Annotated in this window: 19 protein-coding genes; 12 read left to right on the top strand and 7 right to left on the bottom strand. The window is 49.1% G+C overall.

Going from position 1 to position 18,631, the window contains the following annotated elements; genetic code table 11:
• Window positions 1–25: 25 nt before the first annotated feature.
• A complete protein-coding gene (locus ACYVH9_RS20685) occupies window positions 26–511 on the top strand; it encodes a hypothetical protein (RefSeq protein WP_460638297.1) in 486 nt (161 codons plus the stop codon).
• A 34-nt stretch (window positions 512–545) separates the two neighbouring features.
• Window positions 546–1,034 (top strand): hypothetical protein, encoded by a 489-nt coding sequence (locus tag ACYVH9_RS20680; RefSeq protein ID WP_460638296.1) that lies wholly within the window; start codon window positions 546–548, stop codon window positions 1,032–1,034.
• A gap of 68 nt (window positions 1,035–1,102) precedes the next feature.
• On the opposite strand, the gene htpG is transcribed toward ACYVH9_RS20680, so the two are convergent.
• Window positions 1,103–2,932, bottom strand: coding sequence for a molecular chaperone HtpG (gene htpG / locus ACYVH9_RS20675; protein ID WP_460638295.1), 1,830 nt, complete (start codon window positions 2,930–2,932; stop codon window positions 1,103–1,105).
• Window positions 2,933–3,256: 324 nt separating this feature from the next.
• Here htpG and ACYVH9_RS20670 point away from each other — a divergent pair, with 324 nt between their 5' ends.
• A complete protein-coding gene (locus ACYVH9_RS20670; protein ID WP_460638294.1) occupies window positions 3,257–3,565 on the top strand; it encodes a rhodanese-like domain-containing protein in 309 nt (102 codons plus the stop codon).
• Window positions 3,566–3,570: 5 nt separating this feature from the next.
• Here the strand turns inward: ACYVH9_RS20670 and dapF are convergent, their stop codons facing one another.
• Both dapF and rplS read right to left on the bottom strand, forming a co-directional pair.
• Window positions 3,571–4,341 carry a diaminopimelate epimerase gene (gene dapF, locus ACYVH9_RS20665; protein ID WP_460638534.1) on the bottom strand — a complete coding sequence of 257 codons (771 nt, stop codon included), beginning with the start codon at window positions 4,339–4,341 and terminating at the stop codon, window positions 3,571–3,573.
• 146 nt (window positions 4,342–4,487) lie between these two features.
• Window positions 4,488–4,865 (bottom strand): 50S ribosomal protein L19, encoded by a 378-nt coding sequence (rplS, locus tag ACYVH9_RS20660; RefSeq protein WP_460638293.1) that lies wholly within the window; start codon window positions 4,863–4,865, stop codon window positions 4,488–4,490.
• A 185-nt stretch (window positions 4,866–5,050) separates the two neighbouring features.
• Between rplS and ACYVH9_RS20655 the strand changes: the two genes are divergently transcribed.
• The gene (locus ACYVH9_RS20655) at window positions 5,051–6,550 is read left to right on the top strand and encodes an NAD(P)H-hydrate dehydratase (RefSeq protein ID WP_460638292.1); all 1,500 of its coding nucleotides are present in this window, start codon (window positions 5,051–5,053) and stop codon (window positions 6,548–6,550) included.
• A 710-nt stretch (window positions 6,551–7,260) separates the two neighbouring features.
• On the opposite strand, the gene feoB is transcribed toward ACYVH9_RS20655, so the two are convergent.
• Both feoB and ACYVH9_RS20645 read right to left on the bottom strand, forming a co-directional pair.
• The gene (gene feoB, locus ACYVH9_RS20650; RefSeq protein WP_460638291.1) at window positions 7,261–9,399 is read right to left on the bottom strand and encodes a ferrous iron transport protein B; all 2,139 of its coding nucleotides are present in this window, start codon (window positions 9,397–9,399) and stop codon (window positions 7,261–7,263) included.
• A 48-nt stretch (window positions 9,400–9,447) separates the two neighbouring features.
• Window positions 9,448–9,678: a FeoA family protein gene (locus ACYVH9_RS20645; protein ID WP_460638533.1), complete on the bottom strand. Its 231-nt coding sequence runs from the start codon at window positions 9,676–9,678 to the stop codon at window positions 9,448–9,450.
• Window positions 9,679–9,985: 307 nt separating this feature from the next.
• Between ACYVH9_RS20645 and ACYVH9_RS20640 the strand changes: the two genes are divergently transcribed.
• The 8 genes from ACYVH9_RS20640 to ACYVH9_RS20605 all read left to right on the top strand — a co-directional run bounded on the left by ACYVH9_RS20640 (window position 9,986) and on the right by ACYVH9_RS20605 (window position 17,150).
• A complete protein-coding gene (locus ACYVH9_RS20640; RefSeq protein WP_460638290.1) occupies window positions 9,986–10,654 on the top strand; it encodes a heme exporter protein CcmB in 669 nt (222 codons plus the stop codon).
• Between the two features lie 7 nt (window positions 10,655–10,661).
• Window positions 10,662–11,360 (top strand): cytochrome c biogenesis protein CcsA, encoded by a 699-nt coding sequence (gene ccsA, locus ACYVH9_RS20635; RefSeq protein WP_460638289.1) that lies wholly within the window; start codon window positions 10,662–10,664, stop codon window positions 11,358–11,360.
• A 42-nt stretch (window positions 11,361–11,402) separates the two neighbouring features.
• Window positions 11,403–11,612 (top strand): CcmD family protein, encoded by a 210-nt coding sequence (locus ACYVH9_RS20630; RefSeq protein ID WP_460638288.1) that lies wholly within the window; start codon window positions 11,403–11,405, stop codon window positions 11,610–11,612.
• Window positions 11,613–11,722: 110 nt separating this feature from the next.
• Window positions 11,723–12,163 (top strand): cytochrome c maturation protein CcmE domain-containing protein, encoded by a 441-nt coding sequence (locus tag ACYVH9_RS20625; protein ID WP_460638287.1) that lies wholly within the window; start codon window positions 11,723–11,725, stop codon window positions 12,161–12,163.
• Between the two features lie 48 nt (window positions 12,164–12,211).
• Window positions 12,212–14,863, top strand: coding sequence for a cytochrome c biogenesis protein CcsA (gene ccsA, locus ACYVH9_RS20620; protein WP_460638286.1), 2,652 nt, complete (start codon window positions 12,212–12,214; stop codon window positions 14,861–14,863).
• Window positions 14,860–15,087 (top strand): hypothetical protein, encoded by a 228-nt coding sequence (locus ACYVH9_RS20615; RefSeq protein WP_460638285.1) that lies wholly within the window; start codon window positions 14,860–14,862, stop codon window positions 15,085–15,087. The genes ccsA (ACYVH9_RS20620) and ACYVH9_RS20615 overlap by 4 nt, the downstream gene beginning before the upstream one ends.
• Window positions 15,088–15,194: 107 nt before the next feature.
• Window positions 15,195–16,505 (top strand): hemolysin family protein, encoded by a 1,311-nt coding sequence (locus tag ACYVH9_RS20610; RefSeq protein ID WP_460638284.1) that lies wholly within the window; start codon window positions 15,195–15,197, stop codon window positions 16,503–16,505.
• A gap of 192 nt (window positions 16,506–16,697) precedes the next feature.
• Complete coding sequence (locus ACYVH9_RS20605; RefSeq protein ID WP_460638283.1) at window positions 16,698–17,150, top strand: ferritin-like domain-containing protein; 453 nt, start codon at window positions 16,698–16,700, stop codon at window positions 17,148–17,150.
• A 63-nt stretch (window positions 17,151–17,213) separates the two neighbouring features.
• On the opposite strand, the gene ACYVH9_RS20600 is transcribed toward ACYVH9_RS20605, so the two are convergent.
• Entirely contained in the window at window positions 17,214–17,558 is a 345-nt protein-coding gene (locus ACYVH9_RS20600) for a hypothetical protein (RefSeq protein WP_460638282.1), read from the bottom strand.
• 249 nt (window positions 17,559–17,807) lie between these two features.
• A complete protein-coding gene (locus tag ACYVH9_RS20595; RefSeq protein WP_460638281.1) occupies window positions 17,808–18,581 on the bottom strand; it encodes a hypothetical protein in 774 nt (257 codons plus the stop codon).
• Window positions 18,582–18,631 lie beyond the last annotated feature (50 nt).

The raw sequence follows: 18,631 nt of genomic DNA, 5'->3' as shown, positions 1-18,631 counted from the left end.
TCTGCTTCCATAACTTATTACGACTATGTTTGAAATGAATCCCCATCAGCTGCCTGACGCCGTTATGCAGCAATGGATCATGCTGCTGGTTTCCGGAACCCTTGGCTTCATCATTGGGTATATCGGTCGCAAAGCGACAATCCGCCAGCTCGAAAAACAGATCAATAAAACCAGCATTCAGGTGGAAGAGTGCCGGAAAATCAATCCGGTACAACAGGAGGAACTGGCGTTGCAACGGATAGCCTCCCGGGTGAACGAGCTAAATTTCAGCCGGATCGGCCTGGCGACCCGTGCCGAAGCGGATGACCTGAAAGAAATCAACGGAATTGGACCGTTTTTCGAGAAAAAGCTGCACAGCCTCCGCATTTATACGTTTCGTCAATTAGCCAATTGTACCCCGGCGGATACCGAGCAGATTGCGAACCTTATCGAGTACTTTCCGGACCGCGTCGAACGCGAAGACTGGATTGGTCAGGCCAGAACCCTACACCGCAAGAAATACGGAGCATAAACTAACCATTTGACTTAAAACCGTTGCCATTCTTATGTTTAATCTGGATCCATTAAGCCGGGGCGTTGCCATTTCCGAAATTCTGCTGCTGGTAGCTTTTGCAGCTCTGGTTGGCTACGTGCTCGCCCAATTAGTCACCCGGGGGCGCATCAATGAATTACAGTCGGCCCTGGCCGATCAGGAAGCCTCGCTGGACGAGTGTCTTCGCAAGCGGAAAGCGGAGGAAACTATCTTTAGCAAAATTGCGTCGCGGGCTAATGAACTCAACTTTACCCGCATTGGTTACGCCACCCAACACGACGCCGATGACTTAAAAGACATTGTGGGAGTTGGGCCATTTTTCGAACGAAAGTTACATACGCTCGGCATTTTCAGCTTCCGTCAGCTTGCAAATTTCACCGCTGAAGATGTGGAGAAACTCAGTGACATTATTGAATTTTTTCCGGATCGTATCGAACGCGAAAATTGGGTTGGGCAAGCCCAGCAACTCTACGAAGCAAAATATGGTCGACCGGTCCGGTAAGGGCCATCACTAACACAAAACGGCGAGCTTGGTAGCTCGCCGTTTTGTGTTAGTGATGGTATCAACCATTAAAGCGTATCCACAGTCCGGCGGATGAATGCCGTCAAATCAGCCCCAGAAAGCATACCCTGAGCCAGTTTAGCCAGATCCAGGCTCTGCTTCACCAGCACTTTTTGCTCCTCGGTATCATTCACTTTCAAAATTCGATCAGCCAGCGGGTGATTGGCATTCACCGCGACGTTATAACTATCTGGCATAGGACCGAACATGTTGCGTTCTCCGCTTAGGGCTGACATATCTTTCATCCGGCGGAAAAACTCAGGCAACGTAATAAGGACCGGTAAGTCGTCCGTTGGCATGGCTTCCACGGACACCGAAGCCGTTTTGTTGTCCAGTACTTCTTCGAATAGCGTCTTCAACTTCGTCCGATCGTCTTCCGACAACACACTTTCGTTGTTTACACCTTTATCGATCAGTTTATCAAACGTATCCGAATCAACCCGTTTCAGGCTGGTTTTCTCGAGTTTGTATTCCAGCGTATTAATGAAGTGACTATCGATCATGTGGTCAAACAGCAACACTTCATACCCGCGTTTTTTAGCCGATTCGATAAAACCGTCCTGCTTCTGTGCGTCACTTGAATACAACCAGACTACGGTTTCGTTTTTGTCAGTTTGGTTTTCCTTGACGGCGGCTGTAAACTCTTCAAAGGTGAAATACTTGCCGTCGACGTTTTTCACCAGACAGAAGTCCTTGGCTTTCTCGTAGAATTTCTCGTCGCTGATGATACCGTATTTAACAAACAGGCCAATGTCTTCGAACTTCTGTTCGAAACCGGCACGGTCGTTCCGGAAGATTTCGGCTAGTTTGTCAGCTACCTTACGCGTAATATATCCGTTGATTTTCTTTACGTTGCTGTCGGCTTGCAGGAAACTCCGCGACACGTTGAGCGGAATATCCGGCGAATCAATTACGCCATGCAGCATCATCAGAAAATCCGGTACAATGTCTTTGACCTCATCGGTAATGAATACCTGCCGGCTGTAAAGTTGAATTTTCTCGCGACGGATCTGGAAGTCATTTTTAACCCGGGGGAAATAAAGAACGCCGGTCAGGTTGAACGGATAATCCACGTTGAGATGAATCCAGAACAACGGTTCTTCCGACATGGGGTAGAGTTCCCGGTAGAAATTCTTGTAATCCTCATCCGTCAGGTCTGACGGCGACTTCGTCCAGATCGGCGTAGTATTGTTGATAACCGTTCCGTCAAACTCGATGGAAACCGGCAGAAAGCGACCATACTTCTCCAAAATCGACCGCAGACGGTTTTTATCCAGAAACTCTTCCGAATCAGCCGCGATGTGCAAAATCACATCCGTACCATGCTCGGTGCGGTCAGCCTCTGTAATTTCGAATTCGGTGGAACCATCGCAAATCCAGCGGGCTGCCTCTGATCCTTCCTTGTACGATTTAGTGATGATTTCCACGTGATCGGCCACCATGAATGCCGAATAAAAGCCCAAGCCAAAATGACCGATAATCGCTCCTTTTTCGTCCAGCTTGTCTTTGTATTTTTCCAGAAACTCCGACGCTCCGGAAAACGCAATCTGGTTGATGTATTTCTTGATTTCCTCCGCCGTCATTCCGATACCCCGGTCACTGACGGTAATGGTTTTAGCTTCTTCGTCCAGCGTAATGGTTACTTTCTGTTCACCCAGTTCGCCGTTGAATTCCCCGAACCCTGCCAGTTTTTTGAGTTTCTGCGATGCATCGACGGCATTTGAAACCAACTCCCGCAAGAAAATTTCGTGATCGGAGTAAAGAAACTTTTTGATGATCGGAAAAATATTCTCCGTATGAATCGAAATTTGACCTTTTTCCTGAATGGTCGAGCTCATGACAATAAAATGCTGTTTAATTGACACAATAAATCGCTGTTCATCCGGCACCAACAACTGTTCCAGAGCCGCAGGGTGTGACAAGTTGGCAGATTATCTACGAAAACCAGGCGAGAGCGTCCCGAAGCGGGATGGTTTTGCTCTCCACCCGATTCGTCTGTTAGCCAGGAAATGCGCACCAAATCGGTTAGTCAGCTGGCGAGCATGGTCTGCTTACTGGCCAACTTTTCAGGCCCAGCGACAAACACCCCTTGTTCTTTTTGTGTTTCACTATACAACCGTGAGACCGGATAACGTCGTCCGTCTTTATCAGTTTTGTTCTCTGTGAATTCAAAAACCTATACCGACATTTCCACGGAAGAAATGGAATCGCTGGTGACGGACCCAGATACCGTCATTGTCGATGTGCGCGACGAATGGGAATTCGAAGAATTTAACATTGGTGGCCTGAATATTCCGCTCGCCGAGATTCGCAACAAACGCCACCATCTGGTCCCCTACGAAAACGTTATTGTGGTGTGTACCAATGGCGTCCGAAGCCGGGTCGCGGCCAAAGACTTATGCCGTCAACCCGAAATGCAGGACAAACACCTTTATCACCTCCACGGTGGTATTCTGGGCGCCGAAGATTAACATACTCAATCCGGAATCGAACCGCGATATACCCGCAGGGCCGGGCCCGTTAAATACAAATTGTTGAATCCGCCGTTTTCCGCCGTCTCGAAAGAAACATTCAAATTTCCACCCAGGGTACGAATGGCAACAGGGCTTGCCATTCCGAGCTGTTGATGGGCTACCAGCGCGGCCGCCGTCACACCCGTACCGCAGGAATAAGTTTCGTCTTCCACGCCCCGTTCGTACGTCCTGACAAACAGAGCATTATTACCGATCGCTTCGATAAAATTTGCGTTTGTACCACCGGGCGCAAACTGCTCACTATACCGCACCGGTCGCCCTTCGGCTACCACATCCATCGACTCGATGTCTTCAACCAGCTTGACAAAATGCGGGGAGCCAGTGTTCAGAAACGAGTAATCCGTTTGCTGATCGATACGGGCAACGTCGTTCATTTTCAGGGACACTTCGCCCCCATTCACCGAGGCCAGGTGTTCGCCATCAACCGCCAGAAAGCGGGTTTCTTTTTCAAACAACCCCAGGTCGTGCGCAAACCGTACGATACACCGCCCGCCGTTTCCGCACATGCTGCCTTCGCCCCCATCAGCGTTGAAATAAACCATCCGAAAATCATAATCAGGATGATTACGAAGTAAAATCAAGCCGTCGGCACCGATGCCAAAACGCCGGTGGCACAGCTGAGCAATGCGTTCCTGCGAAACGGGAAACGTTTCGTTACGATCATCAATCAGGATAAAGTCGTTGCCAGTGCCCTGGTATTTGAAGAATTCGATCATTGGTCGTGGCGCGTTAAAAATGATGTTTTAAGAATTGGTTCTCCTACAACCAATCCCTCCTTCATCACGCTTACTTGTTACCTTTTTAAAATAAAAAAAGCCGTCTTCGCAGACAGCTTCCTTCCTGATGAGAGGATACAGTACTATGCCTGTGCCTGTCTGACTTTCGGCTTGCGCTCCTTAATACGAGCTGCTTTACCTTGACGACCACGTAGATAGAACAAACGGGCGCGACGAACTTTACCCAGACGAACAACTTCAACTTTATCAATGTTCGGCGACAGAACCGGAAAAATCCGCTCTACACCCACACCGTTTGAAATTTTACGTACTGTGAAAGTCTCTCCGTTGGTGTTCGGATTCCGGCGTTGAATTACCGTACCCGAATAAACCTGAATCCGCTCTTTGTTTCCTTCGCGGATTTTAACGTGTACATTGACTGTGTCGCCTGCCTGGAAATCGGGGAAGCCTTCCCGGCGACCTGCATTCTCAGATTCGACCAGTTTAATTAATTCACTCATGACCGTAGATATCTTCGGGGGTATGAAACTTCTTAATAAGCCGCAAAGATAGCCATTAGTTTCCGTTTTATAAATAGTTTCTCCGAAATAAATTGATTGAAGCACGAACCGTTGGAAGGTTTACAGGTTTTTAGCTATTTAGGCACTGAAGACTATCACCGAGCCGCAAACCGTCGCCCTTTCCAATGAAGATCCTAACTGTTGAACAAACTCGCGCCCTCGACCAGTATACCATCGAACACGAGCCTATTGCTCCCATTAATTTGATGGAAAGAGCTGCGCAGGCTTTTACAGACTGGTATACCGCCCGATTTGATAAAAAACGACCGGTAAAGATTTTCTGCGGACTGGGTAATAATGGGGGTGACGGTTTGGCAATTGCACGCCTGTTGATTCAACTGGAGTACTCTGTCCAGACGTACGTGGTGCGGTATGCGCCCCGCGAATCGGAGGACTTTATGCACAACCACCGGCGTCTGAAACTGATTGCCTCAATCAACTACATCGAAAATGAACGCGATATTCCGTTGATTCGCCCCCAGGAGGTGGTTGTTGACGCCATTCTGGGGTCAGGTCTGTCGCGAACAACCGAGGGCATTGTGCAATCAGTCATTGACGCCATCAACCACAGCCCGGCCACGGTGGTGGCGGTGGATATTGCCAGTGGCTTATTTGCTCATACGGCCAATGGGCCTAATGCAACGATTGTTCAGCCCGATTATACCGTAACCTTTCAGTTGCCCAAACTGGCGTTTCTGCTGCCCCAACTCAGTCGCTACGTGGGTGACTGGCATTGGATCGATATTGGGCTTAGCCGTGCCTTCATTGAACGCACCCCTACCACCTATTTTTATACAACCCACAAGGAAGTTCGGCATTTGTTGCGGTCACGCGACCGGTTTTCGCACAAAGGCTCGTTTGGTCATGCGCTGCTGCTGGTGGGTAGTTACGGCAAAATTGGGGCTGGTGTTCTGGCTTCCCGGGCCTGCCTGCGCTCAGGTGTGGGACTATTATCAGTCCAAACGCCCCGATGTGGCTACGATATTATTCAGACAACGGTGCCGGAAGCCATGTGCCTGCCCGACGGCCATATTCATATTCTGACGGGTCAGGCTGATCTGGAAAGTCCCGAATTGAGTTCGTATTCAGCTATTGGCGTTGGGCCAGGCATCGGAACCGCCCCAGAAACGCTGGCTATGCTCCGGCATCTCCTCACCGGCGTTGAAAAGCCCATGGTAATCGACGCTGATGCAATCAATCTGATTGCTCAAAATCGCGAATTGGTCGATAGAATACCCAAAAACAGCATTCTGACTCCGCACCCCAAAGAATTTGAACGGCTAACCCGACGGTGGACGAGCGATTACGACAAACTGGGCATTCTACGGGACTTTGCCCAGCGCAATCGGCTGGTCGTTGTTCTGAAAGGAGCCAATACGGCCATTGCTACCCCCGATGGCACCATGCATTTCAATTCAACGGGCAACCCAGGTATGAGTACCGGCGGCACCGGCGACGTACTGACGGGTATTCTGACGGCCCTGCTCGCGCAAGGTTACGATCCGGTTGAGGCCGCTGTATTGGGCGTTTTCGAACACGGCCGGGCAGGTGACCGGGCGGCCGACCAGCGCGGTTTCATCGGTTTGACGGCCTTGGATGTCGTCGAAGCGCTGCGCTGGGATTAGAAGAGTCTATACCTGACAATCTGATGGAAACTGTTCAGACGATTGTTTTCTCAAAAAAAGTCCCCCAAAATTCAATCTTCTTACAACCATCGTAGATCTACTTGGGTCTTATCTGTGTAATAGTTTCACAATAAGTGTGGAAATTAATCCACATTTACCCATTCCAGTTTGCAGTGTCTAAAAATAGGAAATGCTTTTTTGGGCTTTCTGAATGAATTTAAGGAACTGTATTTCAGGTATATCTACCTAATCTGCCCAAAAAAAGCAAAATATTGGCTGTAACTGGAATAGAATTTGGAACTTGGTAAGCAACGGGTTGAGGTAAAGAAGTGAAAACTACCTGTTTTACAAAACACGTAGTTGTACGTACTTAAAAACCAGCCTGTTTATCGATTTTTGCAACTATATCCAACACCGCAATAAATAAATATATCCAACACCATTACGAAGAAAAGTTACCATGAGAAATGTTGTTCAGAAAGAATGGAGAGTAAGTCGCCCGAGTCGCCGGGTTCGTTTTGAGATCGATCAGATTTCTTTACTGGGTGTGCTAACGGTTATGATTTTTGCTTACATTCTTTTTCACTTCATCTATCCAATTATATCAAAAGGATTACTCTGGTAGCGCACCCATTTTAAGAAAATAGCAGGTTTCATAGAGAGACTCAGAACTCACAGTCCTGTTTCTCGTTATGAAACCTGTTTCTTTTTTATTTCATTAGCTGATAGACCAAAAACGCCGAACCGTAAGCCAGCACACTCATATAGGCAAGTTGAATCATTGGCCATTTCCAGCCTTTGGTTTCGCGGTAAACCGTGGCAATGGTGCTCATGCACATCATCGCAAAAACGTAAAAAATCAGGAGCGAGTACGCAACCGCTGGTGTGTACATCGGGCCGCCCGTTTCCGGGTTTACCTCTGAGGCCAGTTTTTCCCGAATTGTACTATCGTTTTCGCCGTCGGCACTCCCAATGCTGTAAATCGTGGCAATCGTGCCCACAAACACTTCGCGGGCAGCAAATGAGCTAATAAGCGCAATACCAATTTTCCAGTCGTATCCCAACGGTTTGATGGCTGGTTCCAGAATTTTCCCAAACCGCCCGGCGTAGGATGCTTCCAGCTTTTCGGATGAAACCCGGTTTTCGATTTCTTCAGACGGCTGATTGGCCATTTCCTGACGAACCTGATTTTCAGCCTGCTCCATACTATCGCCCGGACCGTAGGAAGCCAGTACCCACAGCACAATTGAAATGGCCATAATAACCCGCCCAGCCTGCCAGACAAACGATTTCACGCTGTCCCAAACCGTAATTCCAACGTGGTTCCAGCGCGGCCATTTATAGGTAGGCAGCTCCATTACGAACAGACTCCGCTCGCGCGAGCGGACAATCTTTTTGAACACATAAGCGGCCACCAGAGCGGCTACCAACCCCAGCAGATACAGGCCCATCAGAACCAGCCCCTGCAAATTCAGGAAACCCAGCACGGTTTTTTCGGGCACGACCAGAGCAATCAGGATGGTGTAAATGGGCAACCGGGCCGAACAACTCATCAAGGGAGTCACCAGAATCGTAATCAAACGTTCGCGCCAAGAACCAATGCTGCGGGTTGCCATCAGGGCCGGAACTGCGCAGGCTACCCCCGAGATCAATGGAACAACACTCCGCCCGTTCAACCCGAATTGCCGCATGACCCGGTCCATCAATACCATAACCCGCGACATATAGCCGGATTCTTCGAGGATAGAAACCAGCAGAAACAAGAAGGCAATCTGCGGAATAAACACCACCACACCGCCTACACCGGCAATAATGCCATCAGTCAACAGGTCGGTCAGCGGGCCTTCGGGCAATCGTTCTTTCAACGTTCCGTTCAGCCAGGCTACGCCTTCGTCGATACCGTCCATGAACGGTTGCGCCCAGGCAAAAATCGCCTGGAAAATCAGCAGCAAAATCAGCAGAAAGGTGGCATAGCCCCAAACCGGGTGCAGCAAAATCCGGTCGATGCGCTGGCTCCAGGTCGACTGGCCAAGCGGCCGTTTATTAGTCACTACCTCTTTTACGACGGTTCCGATGCGCTGATAGCGCCCAATGGTTTCACTCGCCTGGAAGTCCAGTTCGTTAAAGCGATGCTTTTCAATCAGCCGGTCCAGCCCCACGCGCTGCGGTTCGCCAAGAAACGAAAAACCGTCGTGCTGGATAACGTATTGAAGAGCCAAGTAGTTATTCGCTAACTTATATTCCTTTCGCACGTCCGCAATCAATCCTTTCACGTCAGTATTGACGGTCGTTGTCAGTTGTTCCGGATCAAAAAAGAGCTTGTCTGCCCTGGCTGGCGCGGCTATTTGTTGTTCAATGGCTTTTTTCAGGAGATCCATCCCCTCTCCTACCCGGGCATTGATTTTGACGACCGGCACTTGCAGCTGCATCGACAGGCGAACCGCATTGACTTCGATCTGCTGCTGCTGCGCAATGTCCAGCATATTCAGCGCCAGGATGACCGGCACCCCCAAATCCTGCACCTGACTGAAGAGCAATAGATTACGACTCAGGTTTGAGGCATCCACAACAACAACGGCGGCATCCGGATAATCCGGGTGGCTTGGGTTTGCCAAAATATCCGTCACCACCTGCTCATCGGCCGATTTAGGGTAAATGCTATACACACCGGGCAAATCGACCACTACTATTTCGGTGCTTTCGTTCAAAAAAGCCGTACCGGACTTTTTATCAACCGTAACTCCGGGAAAATTCCCCACTTTTTGACGAAGGCCGGTCAGCTCATTAAACAAGGATGATTTTCCGGAATTCGGATTTCCAATAAGGGCGATTATAGGTTTCAATTTCAATGATTCAACGGGAAAAGAGCCAGGGTAATCAATCGACCCGGCCAAACATTAATGAGATTCAACCAAAATAGTAGCGGCTTCGGATTTCCGCAACGACAAACAATAGCCTGAAACGTTCAGGCAGATTGGATCGCCCAGCGGAGCTTTACAATGCAACGATACTTCTGTACCGGGCAAACAACCCATTTCCAGCAGTTTAAGTGACATCCACGGGTCGCTAAACGACTGAATAACGGCCGTTTCGCCCATTTTCAAATCAGCCACACTTCGTGGATTTATCGTCCGATTCACCATACCTGTACTATTTAGAACTATTACAAATTAACCAGTAGCGATCCGTTTTTACAAGGATAACGTAAAAAATAGCGGTTTTCTAATCGTTTATTCTAAACGGTGAAAATAGTTTGAATTCAAAGGCAGGCAAAATTTCCCGGATCTTCTCTATGTGGAGCCGTCAACTCGAAAAAACCGTATTCTTAGCAAGCGGAACTGCGGTTTGTGTTGTAATTTTGTAAAATCTGGAATGTCTTAGGTAACGATTGCCTTCATTACTCAGAGAAATTTTCAGGATTATCCCACTAGCGCGATGCAACAAATCAGTGTACTAATAGGCAAGGAGTTTCGGCTGGAATGGCGCCAACGCTACGCCCTGAACGGAATGCTGTTGTACATTGTCAGTACGGTTTTTGTCTGTTTTCTAAGTTTCAGCTTACGCCGTAACCAACTGACACCCATGGTCTGGAACGCGCTCTTCTGGATCATTCTCCTGTTTACCGCTATAAATGCTATTGCAAAAAGTTTCGTTCAGGAGCGTTCCGGTCGGCTATTGTATTATTATACGCTGATTAGCCCCCAGAAGATTATTCTGTCAAAAATTCTGTACAACACCATCCTGATGCTAGTGCTGGCGGGGCTGGGTTTTGGCATCTATACCCTGGTCATGGGCGTACCGGGGCAAGATATGGATATGCTCCTGTTTGTCACGAATCTGCTGCTAGGGGCCGTTGGTTTTGCCGCTTCGCTTACGCTGGTTGCGGGCATTGCCTCCAAGGCCGAAAACAGCGCGACGCTCATGGCGGTCCTGAGTTTTCCGGTGATCCTTCCAATGCTGCTGATGCTGATTCGGGTATCAAAAAATGCACTTGATGGCTTAGACCGTAGCGTGAGCATGGACGAAATCGGTACTTTGCTGGCGATTGATGCCATTGTGCTGGTGTTATCGGTGATGTTATTTCCCTATCTGTGGAGAAGTTAAAAAGACTATGAAAAAAAATTGGTGGAAAGCGTTGTCCGTCGTAATCATGACGTACGTTATCTGGGTCGGTTTGATGGGAACCGTTCCCCGCCAACCCATTCTGAATGAAAGCATTCGGAACGTTTATTTTCACGTTCCACTTTGGTTTTCGATGATTATTCTGATGCTGACGTCTACGGTTTTTGCGATTCGCTACCTGCGAAAAGGCCGCCCGGACGACGATCATATTTCCGTCGAATTTGCCAATTGCGCCATTCTGTACGGTATTTTGGGTTGCGCAACGGGCTCGCTCTGGGCCTCCGTTACCTGGGGCGATCCCTGGCCGAACGACCCCAAGCTAAACGGTGTGGCCGTGGGAATGCTCATGTATTTTGCGTACCTGATTCTTCGCAATTCCTTCGACGACGAACTGCGCCGGGCCCGGATTTCAGCGATTTATAACATTTTTGCCTTTGCCGTTTTTATCCCGCTTATTTTCATCTTGCCCCGCCTGACCGATTCGCTGCATCCCGGCAACGGTGGCAACCCGGCGTTTGGGCAATATGATATGGACAACGGAATGCGGATGGTGCTGTATCCTGCCGTTATTGGCATGACGCTGCTGGGCGTCTGGATGACGCAGTTGCGGATTCGCCTGCGCCGGTTACGTGATCGGCTGGACAACGTCAACGACGCCTTGCCAAAAGCGCACTCCACTGCGGAATGATTACCCGATTAAACTTGTTACCATTTTACACTACTCACTCGTATGATACATAGATTCCTTATCCTCTGCTTTTTGTTGTTGCTCTCGTTTAGCAGCCAGGCTCAGGACATTGAGATGGCCGACCGCCTTCGGGCCGATGGAAAAATCTGGGTCGTTGTGGCGGTTTTTTTAGTCACTTTTGCTGGGGTTATCCTGTACCTCATTCGTCTCGACACCAAAATCAGCAAACTGGAAAAAGAGGTTTTAAAATAAGCCGGTTACGGAAAGAAAAGGAGGAAAATAAGCCGTTATCTTGATCTTTGTCATTCGCTTTTTTTCCAGAACTCCCCATCTTTCTCAGGTATATTCTACTCACTATCGACATGAAAACAACTCATATTCTGGGAATTATTGTTATTGCACTGGCCATCGGCATTATTATTTCTACCGCCGGGGATGCCAGTTCTTATGTTTCCTTCACGCAGGCGGCTGAAATGGCCGAAAATGGTGAAAAAGACGGTGTGCACGTGGTCGGAAAACTGACCAAAGACGCCCAGGGGCAAATTACAAACATGATGTATCAGCCTCAGGTCGACCCCAATCACTTCGAATTTAGTCTGGTCGATAACGAAAACCGGGTCCAGAAAGTCGTCTACGGTGCCCCTAAACCGCAGGATTTTGACCGTTCGGAGCAGGTGGTTGTGATTGGCACCATGAACGGTGATCATTTCCGCGCCGACAAAATTCTGTTGAAATGTCCTTCAAAATACCAGGAGAACAAGCTGGAAACCAAAGAGTACGAAGCAAAAAAAGCATCCATCTAAGCCGGTTTTCTATCGAAGCCCGGTAGCAAATCCTTTAGCCATTCAAACATGATTCATACGACCGCTGGTGATATCGGTCACCTCTTTGTCATCCTTTCTTTTGTTACGGCTTTGGTGTCGACGGTTGCCTACCTCCGGATTTCGCTGGCGGGTAACGAACTTCTCCAGAACCAACGGGAAATTACGCAGTGGCGCTGGCTGGCCCGGGGTGCTTTTTTTGTGCACGGTTTTGCCATTCTCGGCATAGTTGCCAGTCTGTTCTATATTATTTTCAATCACTACTACGAGTACCATTATGCCTGGAGTTACTCGTCGCGGGCCTTGCCGGCGGAGTACATCATTTCCAGCTTCTGGCACGGACAGGAAGGAAGCTTCCTGCTATGGCTGTTCTGGAACGCCATTCTGGGCGCAGTGTTGATTTATACGAATCGCGATGACCGGCCACGTAGCCTGGGTTCCCGCCAGTGGGAAGCTCCCATGATGACGGTTTTTGCGCTGGTTCAGGCGTTCCTGGCGTCCATGATTCTGGGTATTGTTTTCGGTGGAACCTTCAAAATTGGTAGTTCACCTTTCCTGCTGCTGCGGGATGCCCTTCCGGATACCCCTATCTTTACCACCAATCCTAATTACGTTCCGGAAGATGGCAGGGGAATGAACCCATTGCTGCAGAACTACTGGATGGTGATTCACCCTCCGACCCTGTTTTTGGGCTACGCCACCACATTGATCCCGTTTGCCTTTTGCATTGCCGGTTTGTGGAAAAACGAACCCAAAGAATGGATACGCCCCGCCCTGCCCTGGGCGCTGTTTTCGGCGATGGTACTGGGTGTTGGTATTTTGATGGGCGGCTACTGGGCTTACGAAACGCTAAACTTTGGTGGATATTGGAACTGGGATCCGGTCGAAAACTCAGTGCTGGTTCCCTGGCTGGTACTGATAGCGGCTATCCACGCTATGCTGATAGCAAAGAAAAGCTCAACGGGTCTAAAAACGGCTATTATCCTCTCCGTTTCCTGTTTTCTGCTAATCCTTTATTCAACCTTCCTCACGCGCAGCGGTATTCTCGGCAATGCCTCGGTTCACTCGTTCACGGATTTAGGACTATCGGGGCAGTTGCTGATTTACATGCTGGTTTTTGTGGTGATGGCGGTTGCGCTGATTGCAGTGAAATGGAAACTGGTGGAAAAAGATGAAGAAGAGAGTACAATTTATTCCCGAGAGTTCTGGCTGTTTATCGGCGCCATCGTGCTCTGCCTTGCTGGTTTTCAAATACTAAACACTACTTCGTTTCCAGTTTACAATAAAATTGGTGAAGCGCTCGGCTTTAGCCCCAACATTGCGATGCCCGCCGATCAGGTAGCGCATTACAACAAATTTCAGGTCTGGTTTTTCTCCGTGATTGCCGTCCTGACGGGCATTGGTCAGTTTGTCTGGTGGCGAAAAACCGCCAAAGCCAATTTAAACGCGCTCATCACACCTGCAATCATTTCGCTTATCATCAGTGGGGGTATCATTGCCTATAGCAACATTACGAAACCGGCGTTTATGGCGTTGCTGACGACCTCAATCTTCGCAATTGTTGCCAACAGCACTATTTTATGGGGTGTGGTTCGCGGAAATTACCGTCTGTCGGGCGGGGCGGTTACGCACATTGGTGCCGCGCTGATGTTGATTGGCGTTTTGTTTTCGTCGGGCTATTCTAAAATTGTGTCCCTCAATACCACCGGCCTGCTGATTTCAAAAAGTGAAGACTTCACGAAAAACGACAATAAAGAAAACAAGGAAAACGTCATCCTGTGGCTCAACCAGCCGCAGAAAATGAGCGGTTACCTGCTGACCTACCGTGGCCAGCGAATCGAGATTCGTGATGTACCGGGCTATGTGCCCCGCGACTGGGTTGAACCGCTCATTGGCGCATCTCCCGAGTTCAGTTACCACGGTATTGCCATGCGCGATATTGAGCAAAATGGCAAACTTTACCACAAAAAAGGCGATACGGTAGCGCTACATCCCGAAAACACGTACTACGAAGTTGAGTACCGCGAGCCCGGCGGCAAAATATTTACGCTATTTCCCCGGGGCCAGATTAACGATCAAATGGGTGCGGGTGGTTTTCTTCCGTCGCCCGATATTCGCCGGATGCCCGATAAAGACCTTTACACCTACGTTGCTACCGTGCCCGATCCCAACAGCGAAGGAACCTGGAGCAAGGCTGAAACGTACCGGATTGCGCCGAGAGACACCTTCTTTGTCAATGATTACGTGGCGGTTTTTGATAACATTGAACAAACCCGCGAAGTGGAAGGTACGCCGTTGGGGCCAAATGATGCCGCTGTAAAAGCCGTCATCCGGGTCCTCGACAAAGAACGCGAATACGTGTTGAAACCGGCATTTATCATTAAAGATCGGATGGTGGGCCGCAAACCCGAGACCAACGAAGAGCTGGGGCTACGGCTACAGCTGGACGAAATTGATCCGCGCACCGGTTTATTTACCTTCTCGGCCAACACAACCCAGCGCGATTATGTTGTGATGAAAGCCAAGGAAATGCCGCTCATCAACCTGCTCTGGATTGGTACCTTTGTGCTGGTAATCGGATTTTCCATGGCCTCCGTTCGTCGCTACCGGGAGTTTGTCAAAACACGGGATCAAAAGAAACCGTCGCAACCCGTGCGTAAAACCTCCGTTAACCGCGTATGAAGGTAAAGGAAACCGTTCTGGGTTCGCTTTCTTTGGGGTGTCTCATTCTTTGGGTGCTGGAATTCCGGCGAACCGGTACTTTTCGTGAGCACTACTGGTTACTTATGCTGTGTCTGGCGTTTCTGCTCGCTTTTCTGTATGTTCGTGGTCAACGCATCAACCCAGCGGGCCAAAAACCGTCCGTTCCGGTGAAAGCAGGCAAACGGAAGAAAAAAAAGTATTGATCGGATCGCCGAAGCGGCTCGTATTCCACCGATTAAAGGAGTAACAGGATGGTAAAGATCTTGGTTATCTTTTAAATCGGTGGAATACGAGTTCAGATATACCGTGTATGGAATCATACAGCATTTTACTCGGGGCGCTGATTGCCCTGGTCCTGGCCGGTTTTTTTTCGGCCGTCGAGATGGCCTACCAATCCGTCAACCGACTCTATTTCGAATTGCACAGCAAGCAGGGACCGCTGGGCGAAAAGCTGGTTTCGGCCTTTCTTAAGCAGCCCATTCTGTTTGTGGGTACAACCCTAACGGGCAACACCCTGTTCCTGGTTCTGTATGGCGTTCTGGGCGTAACGGTTCTGAATCCGTTTCTGGCTAGCTACCTGCCCGAATTGTTTACGCACCCGGTCATTCTGATCGTCATCGAGACGTTTATCCTGACGATTCTCTTCATGCCGTTTGCCGATTATGTTCCTAAAAGCCTGGCCCTGATTCACCCCGATGCCTTTATGGAGCGGCTGGCGATCCCGATCTGGGTGATTTACAAAGCCATCGCGCCCGTGGTTCGGCTGATGGTCTGGCTGACCAAGGGAATCGTCAAAATTATTCCGGGCAGCAAATACTCCGAAATCCGACCGGTTTTTGGACTGATTGATTTAAACCACTACCTCCAGCAGTTTAACCAGCAAAAACAAACCGATCACAACGGCGACAAAGAGGAGATTGATATTGACACCGAAATTCTGAACAATGCCATTGACTTCCGCAATGTTTCTGTGCGCGACTGTATGATTCCCCGCACCGATATTACGGCCATCGACGTGGAAGATAGCATTGAGGAATTAAAACGCTGTTTTCAGGAAAGCGGCCACTCGAAAATCGTCGTTTACCGCGATAACCTCGACGATGTGATCGGATATTGTCACGCGTTGTCGCTGTTTCAAAAACCGCAAACCATCGAAAGCATCCTGACACCGATTCGTGTTGTGCCCGACAGCATGCCCGCCCGGCTGCTACTCGAAAAATTTCTGGCCGAACGCAAAAGCCTGGCCCTGGTGGTGGACGAGTTTGGCGGCACTTCAGGACTAGTCAGCGTGGAAGATCTGGTTGAGCAGATTTTTGGCGAGATTCAGGATGAGTACGATACCAACGAAGACTGGGATGAGCGTCAACTCGATGAAAACACCTGGCTCCTAAGTGCCCGCCATGAGATTGAAAACCTCAACGAGAAATACGGCTGGAATATTCCGGAAGGTGATTATGATACGCTGGGCGGGCTGATTCTTTCCATCAATGGCCAGATTCCGAATGTTAATGATGTAATAGAACTGTCGCCTTTTACGTTTACGATCCTGTCGATGAACGAAGCCCGGATCGATCTGGTCAGGGTGTCTATCGAGCCCGGCCAGACCGGCGATTCGGATTAAACGGTTTTCTCCACAAATAAGTGCTCCCTTTTCCGCAATCGGCGGGGCGGGTTTTATTTCCGTTTGAGTCGCATCGAAAGGCTCATCTCAGTGCCTGAAATAGCTTTCATTTTTTTACCAAAACGGACGATTTTTCGTAAACATTCGGTCAGCAACGAAAGTTAGGTTGTACGTATCAACCCCAATCCAATCATGACAAACGACGAAATTGTTGATTCGCTCAACGACCTGGTCAAAATTAACAATGACCGTATCAACGGTTTTGAAAAAGCCGCTGAAGATATTGAAGATGCTGAACTAGCTTCTCTGTTTAAGAACCTGACCTCACAAAGTCGGAAGTTCCGGAGCCAGCTGGCCGACGACATCGTCCGCATTGGCGGTGAAGTACCGGGCATCGAAGAAACCAGCACCGGCAGCAAAATTCACCGGGCCTGGATTGACATTAAGTCCGCTTTCACGGGCAAAGACCGCAACACCGTCCTGGAATCCTGTGTGTTCGGAGAAAATGCAGCCGTTGAAGAATACGAGGAAGTTCTGGAAGAAGAACAAATCCCTTCTTACATTCGGCAGACGCTCAGCAGCCAGCTTGACGAGCTTCGCCAAACCCGCGATCAGATTGTTACACTGCGCGACGTGACCGAGTAATCGGTTTGATATTCACAAACAGGAATGGCAAGTATGCCATTCCTGTTTGTCGTTTAGTGCGGTTTATTTCCCTTTTCTACCCAGCCCTGTCGACACCGCATCCAGCGTGTTGGCGAGTTCGTCCAGTTTCGTTTTAACATCCTCCTCGGCTCCCTCAAGGCTTTTGCGGGTCAGTTTGGCCAACGAATGCAACGACTCAGCAATTTGCAGCTGTTTGCCCGTAGCCAAAGCCGCTTTAAGCTGCTCGAGTTCATCAGCAATATTGTCTAACACCACGTGTCCCGACCCAAGGGCACGAACCCATTGGTCGATAAAGCTGTTCGCCATCGGCTGAAAATGAGCCGGATCGGTATTCAGCTCCCGGAGTGTAATGTCCAGCAGTTGATCTGAATTGTGTGCATGGGTCATAGTCGTTGAAGGGTTGTTGTACCTTCACAATGTACAACCTTTGGGCTTTTTTTTCACTTTTCAGGGATAATTTTCATTCAACCAACGGTTTTTATACCGCTTTAGCTGTTCCTGAGCGTCAACGTTTTGGATTCAGAAAAAGCACCAACGGGTCCGACCCGCCACACCCTGAATGGGTAGTCGCGGCTGAAATAAATAAAAAAGCAGTCTCAATGGACTGCTTTCCCAACGCTCGGACAAACCGGATGATCAGTATTCATACCGAACGATGCCTGGCACCATGGCACACAGCAACGGATTATTCACCTTCGTTTCCTCGGTTAAGAGTCGGCCTTTTTTATCGTACGTTTTCTCAATCAGGGCAATCAATTCATCCCGATTGGGCATCCGTTCACTAATCTGCCGACGACTACCGGCGAAGGAATGCGTAAAAACCCGCATCACCTGATCCGTGTTTGAATACCATGTTTCCCGGGTCAGTACATCACCTTTATACTCATAGGTGACCCGGTGATTGGGTTTTCCATCCCGATCAAGCCACTTCTGCCCCACCTTTTTGCCCGCCTTAAATTCATATTCTACAGAACCGGACAAGACGCGCTGATCTGGATTTCGCTGATTATAGTACGTTCGTTCGGCTTTCAGAACTCCGTTTTCATAGTCATATTCTGACTCGTCATAAGCGGTCCATTTCCCATCAGTGCCGTATTTCCCGTAACGGATTCGGCCAACCAGATTGCCGTGTTTGTTGTAAATCTGCTCTACGTACGACAGGGTTTCCAGCTTTCCACCTGGTACCCGATTCAGGTAATCAATCCGAATGAGCTTGCCGTCTTTGTTGTAAGTGTACTGCTCACTATTCATGAGCTCGGTGCAATCCTTCGAAAAGCAGAAAACTTTTCGGAGCGGAGCGGCTTCATCGTTGTAGGTATTGCCACCGGGTTCAATGCCAAATTCAGACGCTTCGTTTTGGCAGGCCAGCCAGCAAAAGACAGAAAGGAAGAGAAGTAGTCGGTTTTTCATCGTAGAAAGGGGTTTGGTTGCCAACGAGGTAGACCCATTGTATACTCGAA

It is taken from the genome of Larkinella harenae (genome assembly GCF_054780515.1).
Note: the sequence above shows the minus strand (reverse complement) of the source record. Positions and strands in the feature narration are given on the sequence as shown.

Coding starts and splice junctions, on each gene's coding strand:
- ACYVH9_RS20615 (WP_460638285.1), top strand. CDS start 14,860: ATGAAGGTAAAGGAAACCGTTCTGGGTTCGCTTTCTTTGGGGTGTCTC.
- ACYVH9_RS20685 (WP_460638297.1), top strand. CDS start 26: ATGTTTGAAATGAATCCCCATCAGCTGCCTGACGCCGTTATGCAGCAA.
- ccsA (WP_460638286.1), top strand. CDS start 12,212: ATGATTCATACGACCGCTGGTGATATCGGTCACCTCTTTGTCATCCTT.
- ACYVH9_RS20610 (WP_460638284.1), top strand. CDS start 15,195: ATGGAATCATACAGCATTTTACTCGGGGCGCTGATTGCCCTGGTCCTG.
- ACYVH9_RS20605 (WP_460638283.1), top strand. CDS start 16,698: ATGACAAACGACGAAATTGTTGATTCGCTCAACGACCTGGTCAAAATT.
- htpG (WP_460638295.1), bottom strand. CDS start 2,932: ATGAGCTCGACCATTCAGGAAAAAGGTCAAATTTCGATTCATACGGAG.
- ACYVH9_RS20630 (WP_460638288.1), top strand. CDS start 11,403: ATGATACATAGATTCCTTATCCTCTGCTTTTTGTTGTTGCTCTCGTTT.
- ACYVH9_RS20655 (WP_460638292.1), top strand. CDS start 5,051: ATGAAGATCCTAACTGTTGAACAAACTCGCGCCCTCGACCAGTATACC.
- ccsA (WP_460638289.1), top strand. CDS start 10,662: ATGAAAAAAAATTGGTGGAAAGCGTTGTCCGTCGTAATCATGACGTAC.
- ACYVH9_RS20680 (WP_460638296.1), top strand. CDS start 546: ATGTTTAATCTGGATCCATTAAGCCGGGGCGTTGCCATTTCCGAAATT.
- ACYVH9_RS20595 (WP_460638281.1), bottom strand. CDS start 18,581: ATGAAAAACCGACTACTTCTCTTCCTTTCTGTCTTTTGCTGGCTGGCC.
- ACYVH9_RS20640 (WP_460638290.1), top strand. CDS start 9,986: ATGCAACAAATCAGTGTACTAATAGGCAAGGAGTTTCGGCTGGAATGG.
- ACYVH9_RS20625 (WP_460638287.1), top strand. CDS start 11,723: ATGAAAACAACTCATATTCTGGGAATTATTGTTATTGCACTGGCCATC.
- rplS (WP_460638293.1), bottom strand. CDS start 4,865: ATGAGTGAATTAATTAAACTGGTCGAATCTGAGAATGCAGGTCGCCGG.
- ACYVH9_RS20600 (WP_460638282.1), bottom strand. CDS start 17,558: ATGACCCATGCACACAATTCAGATCAACTGCTGGACATTACACTCCGG.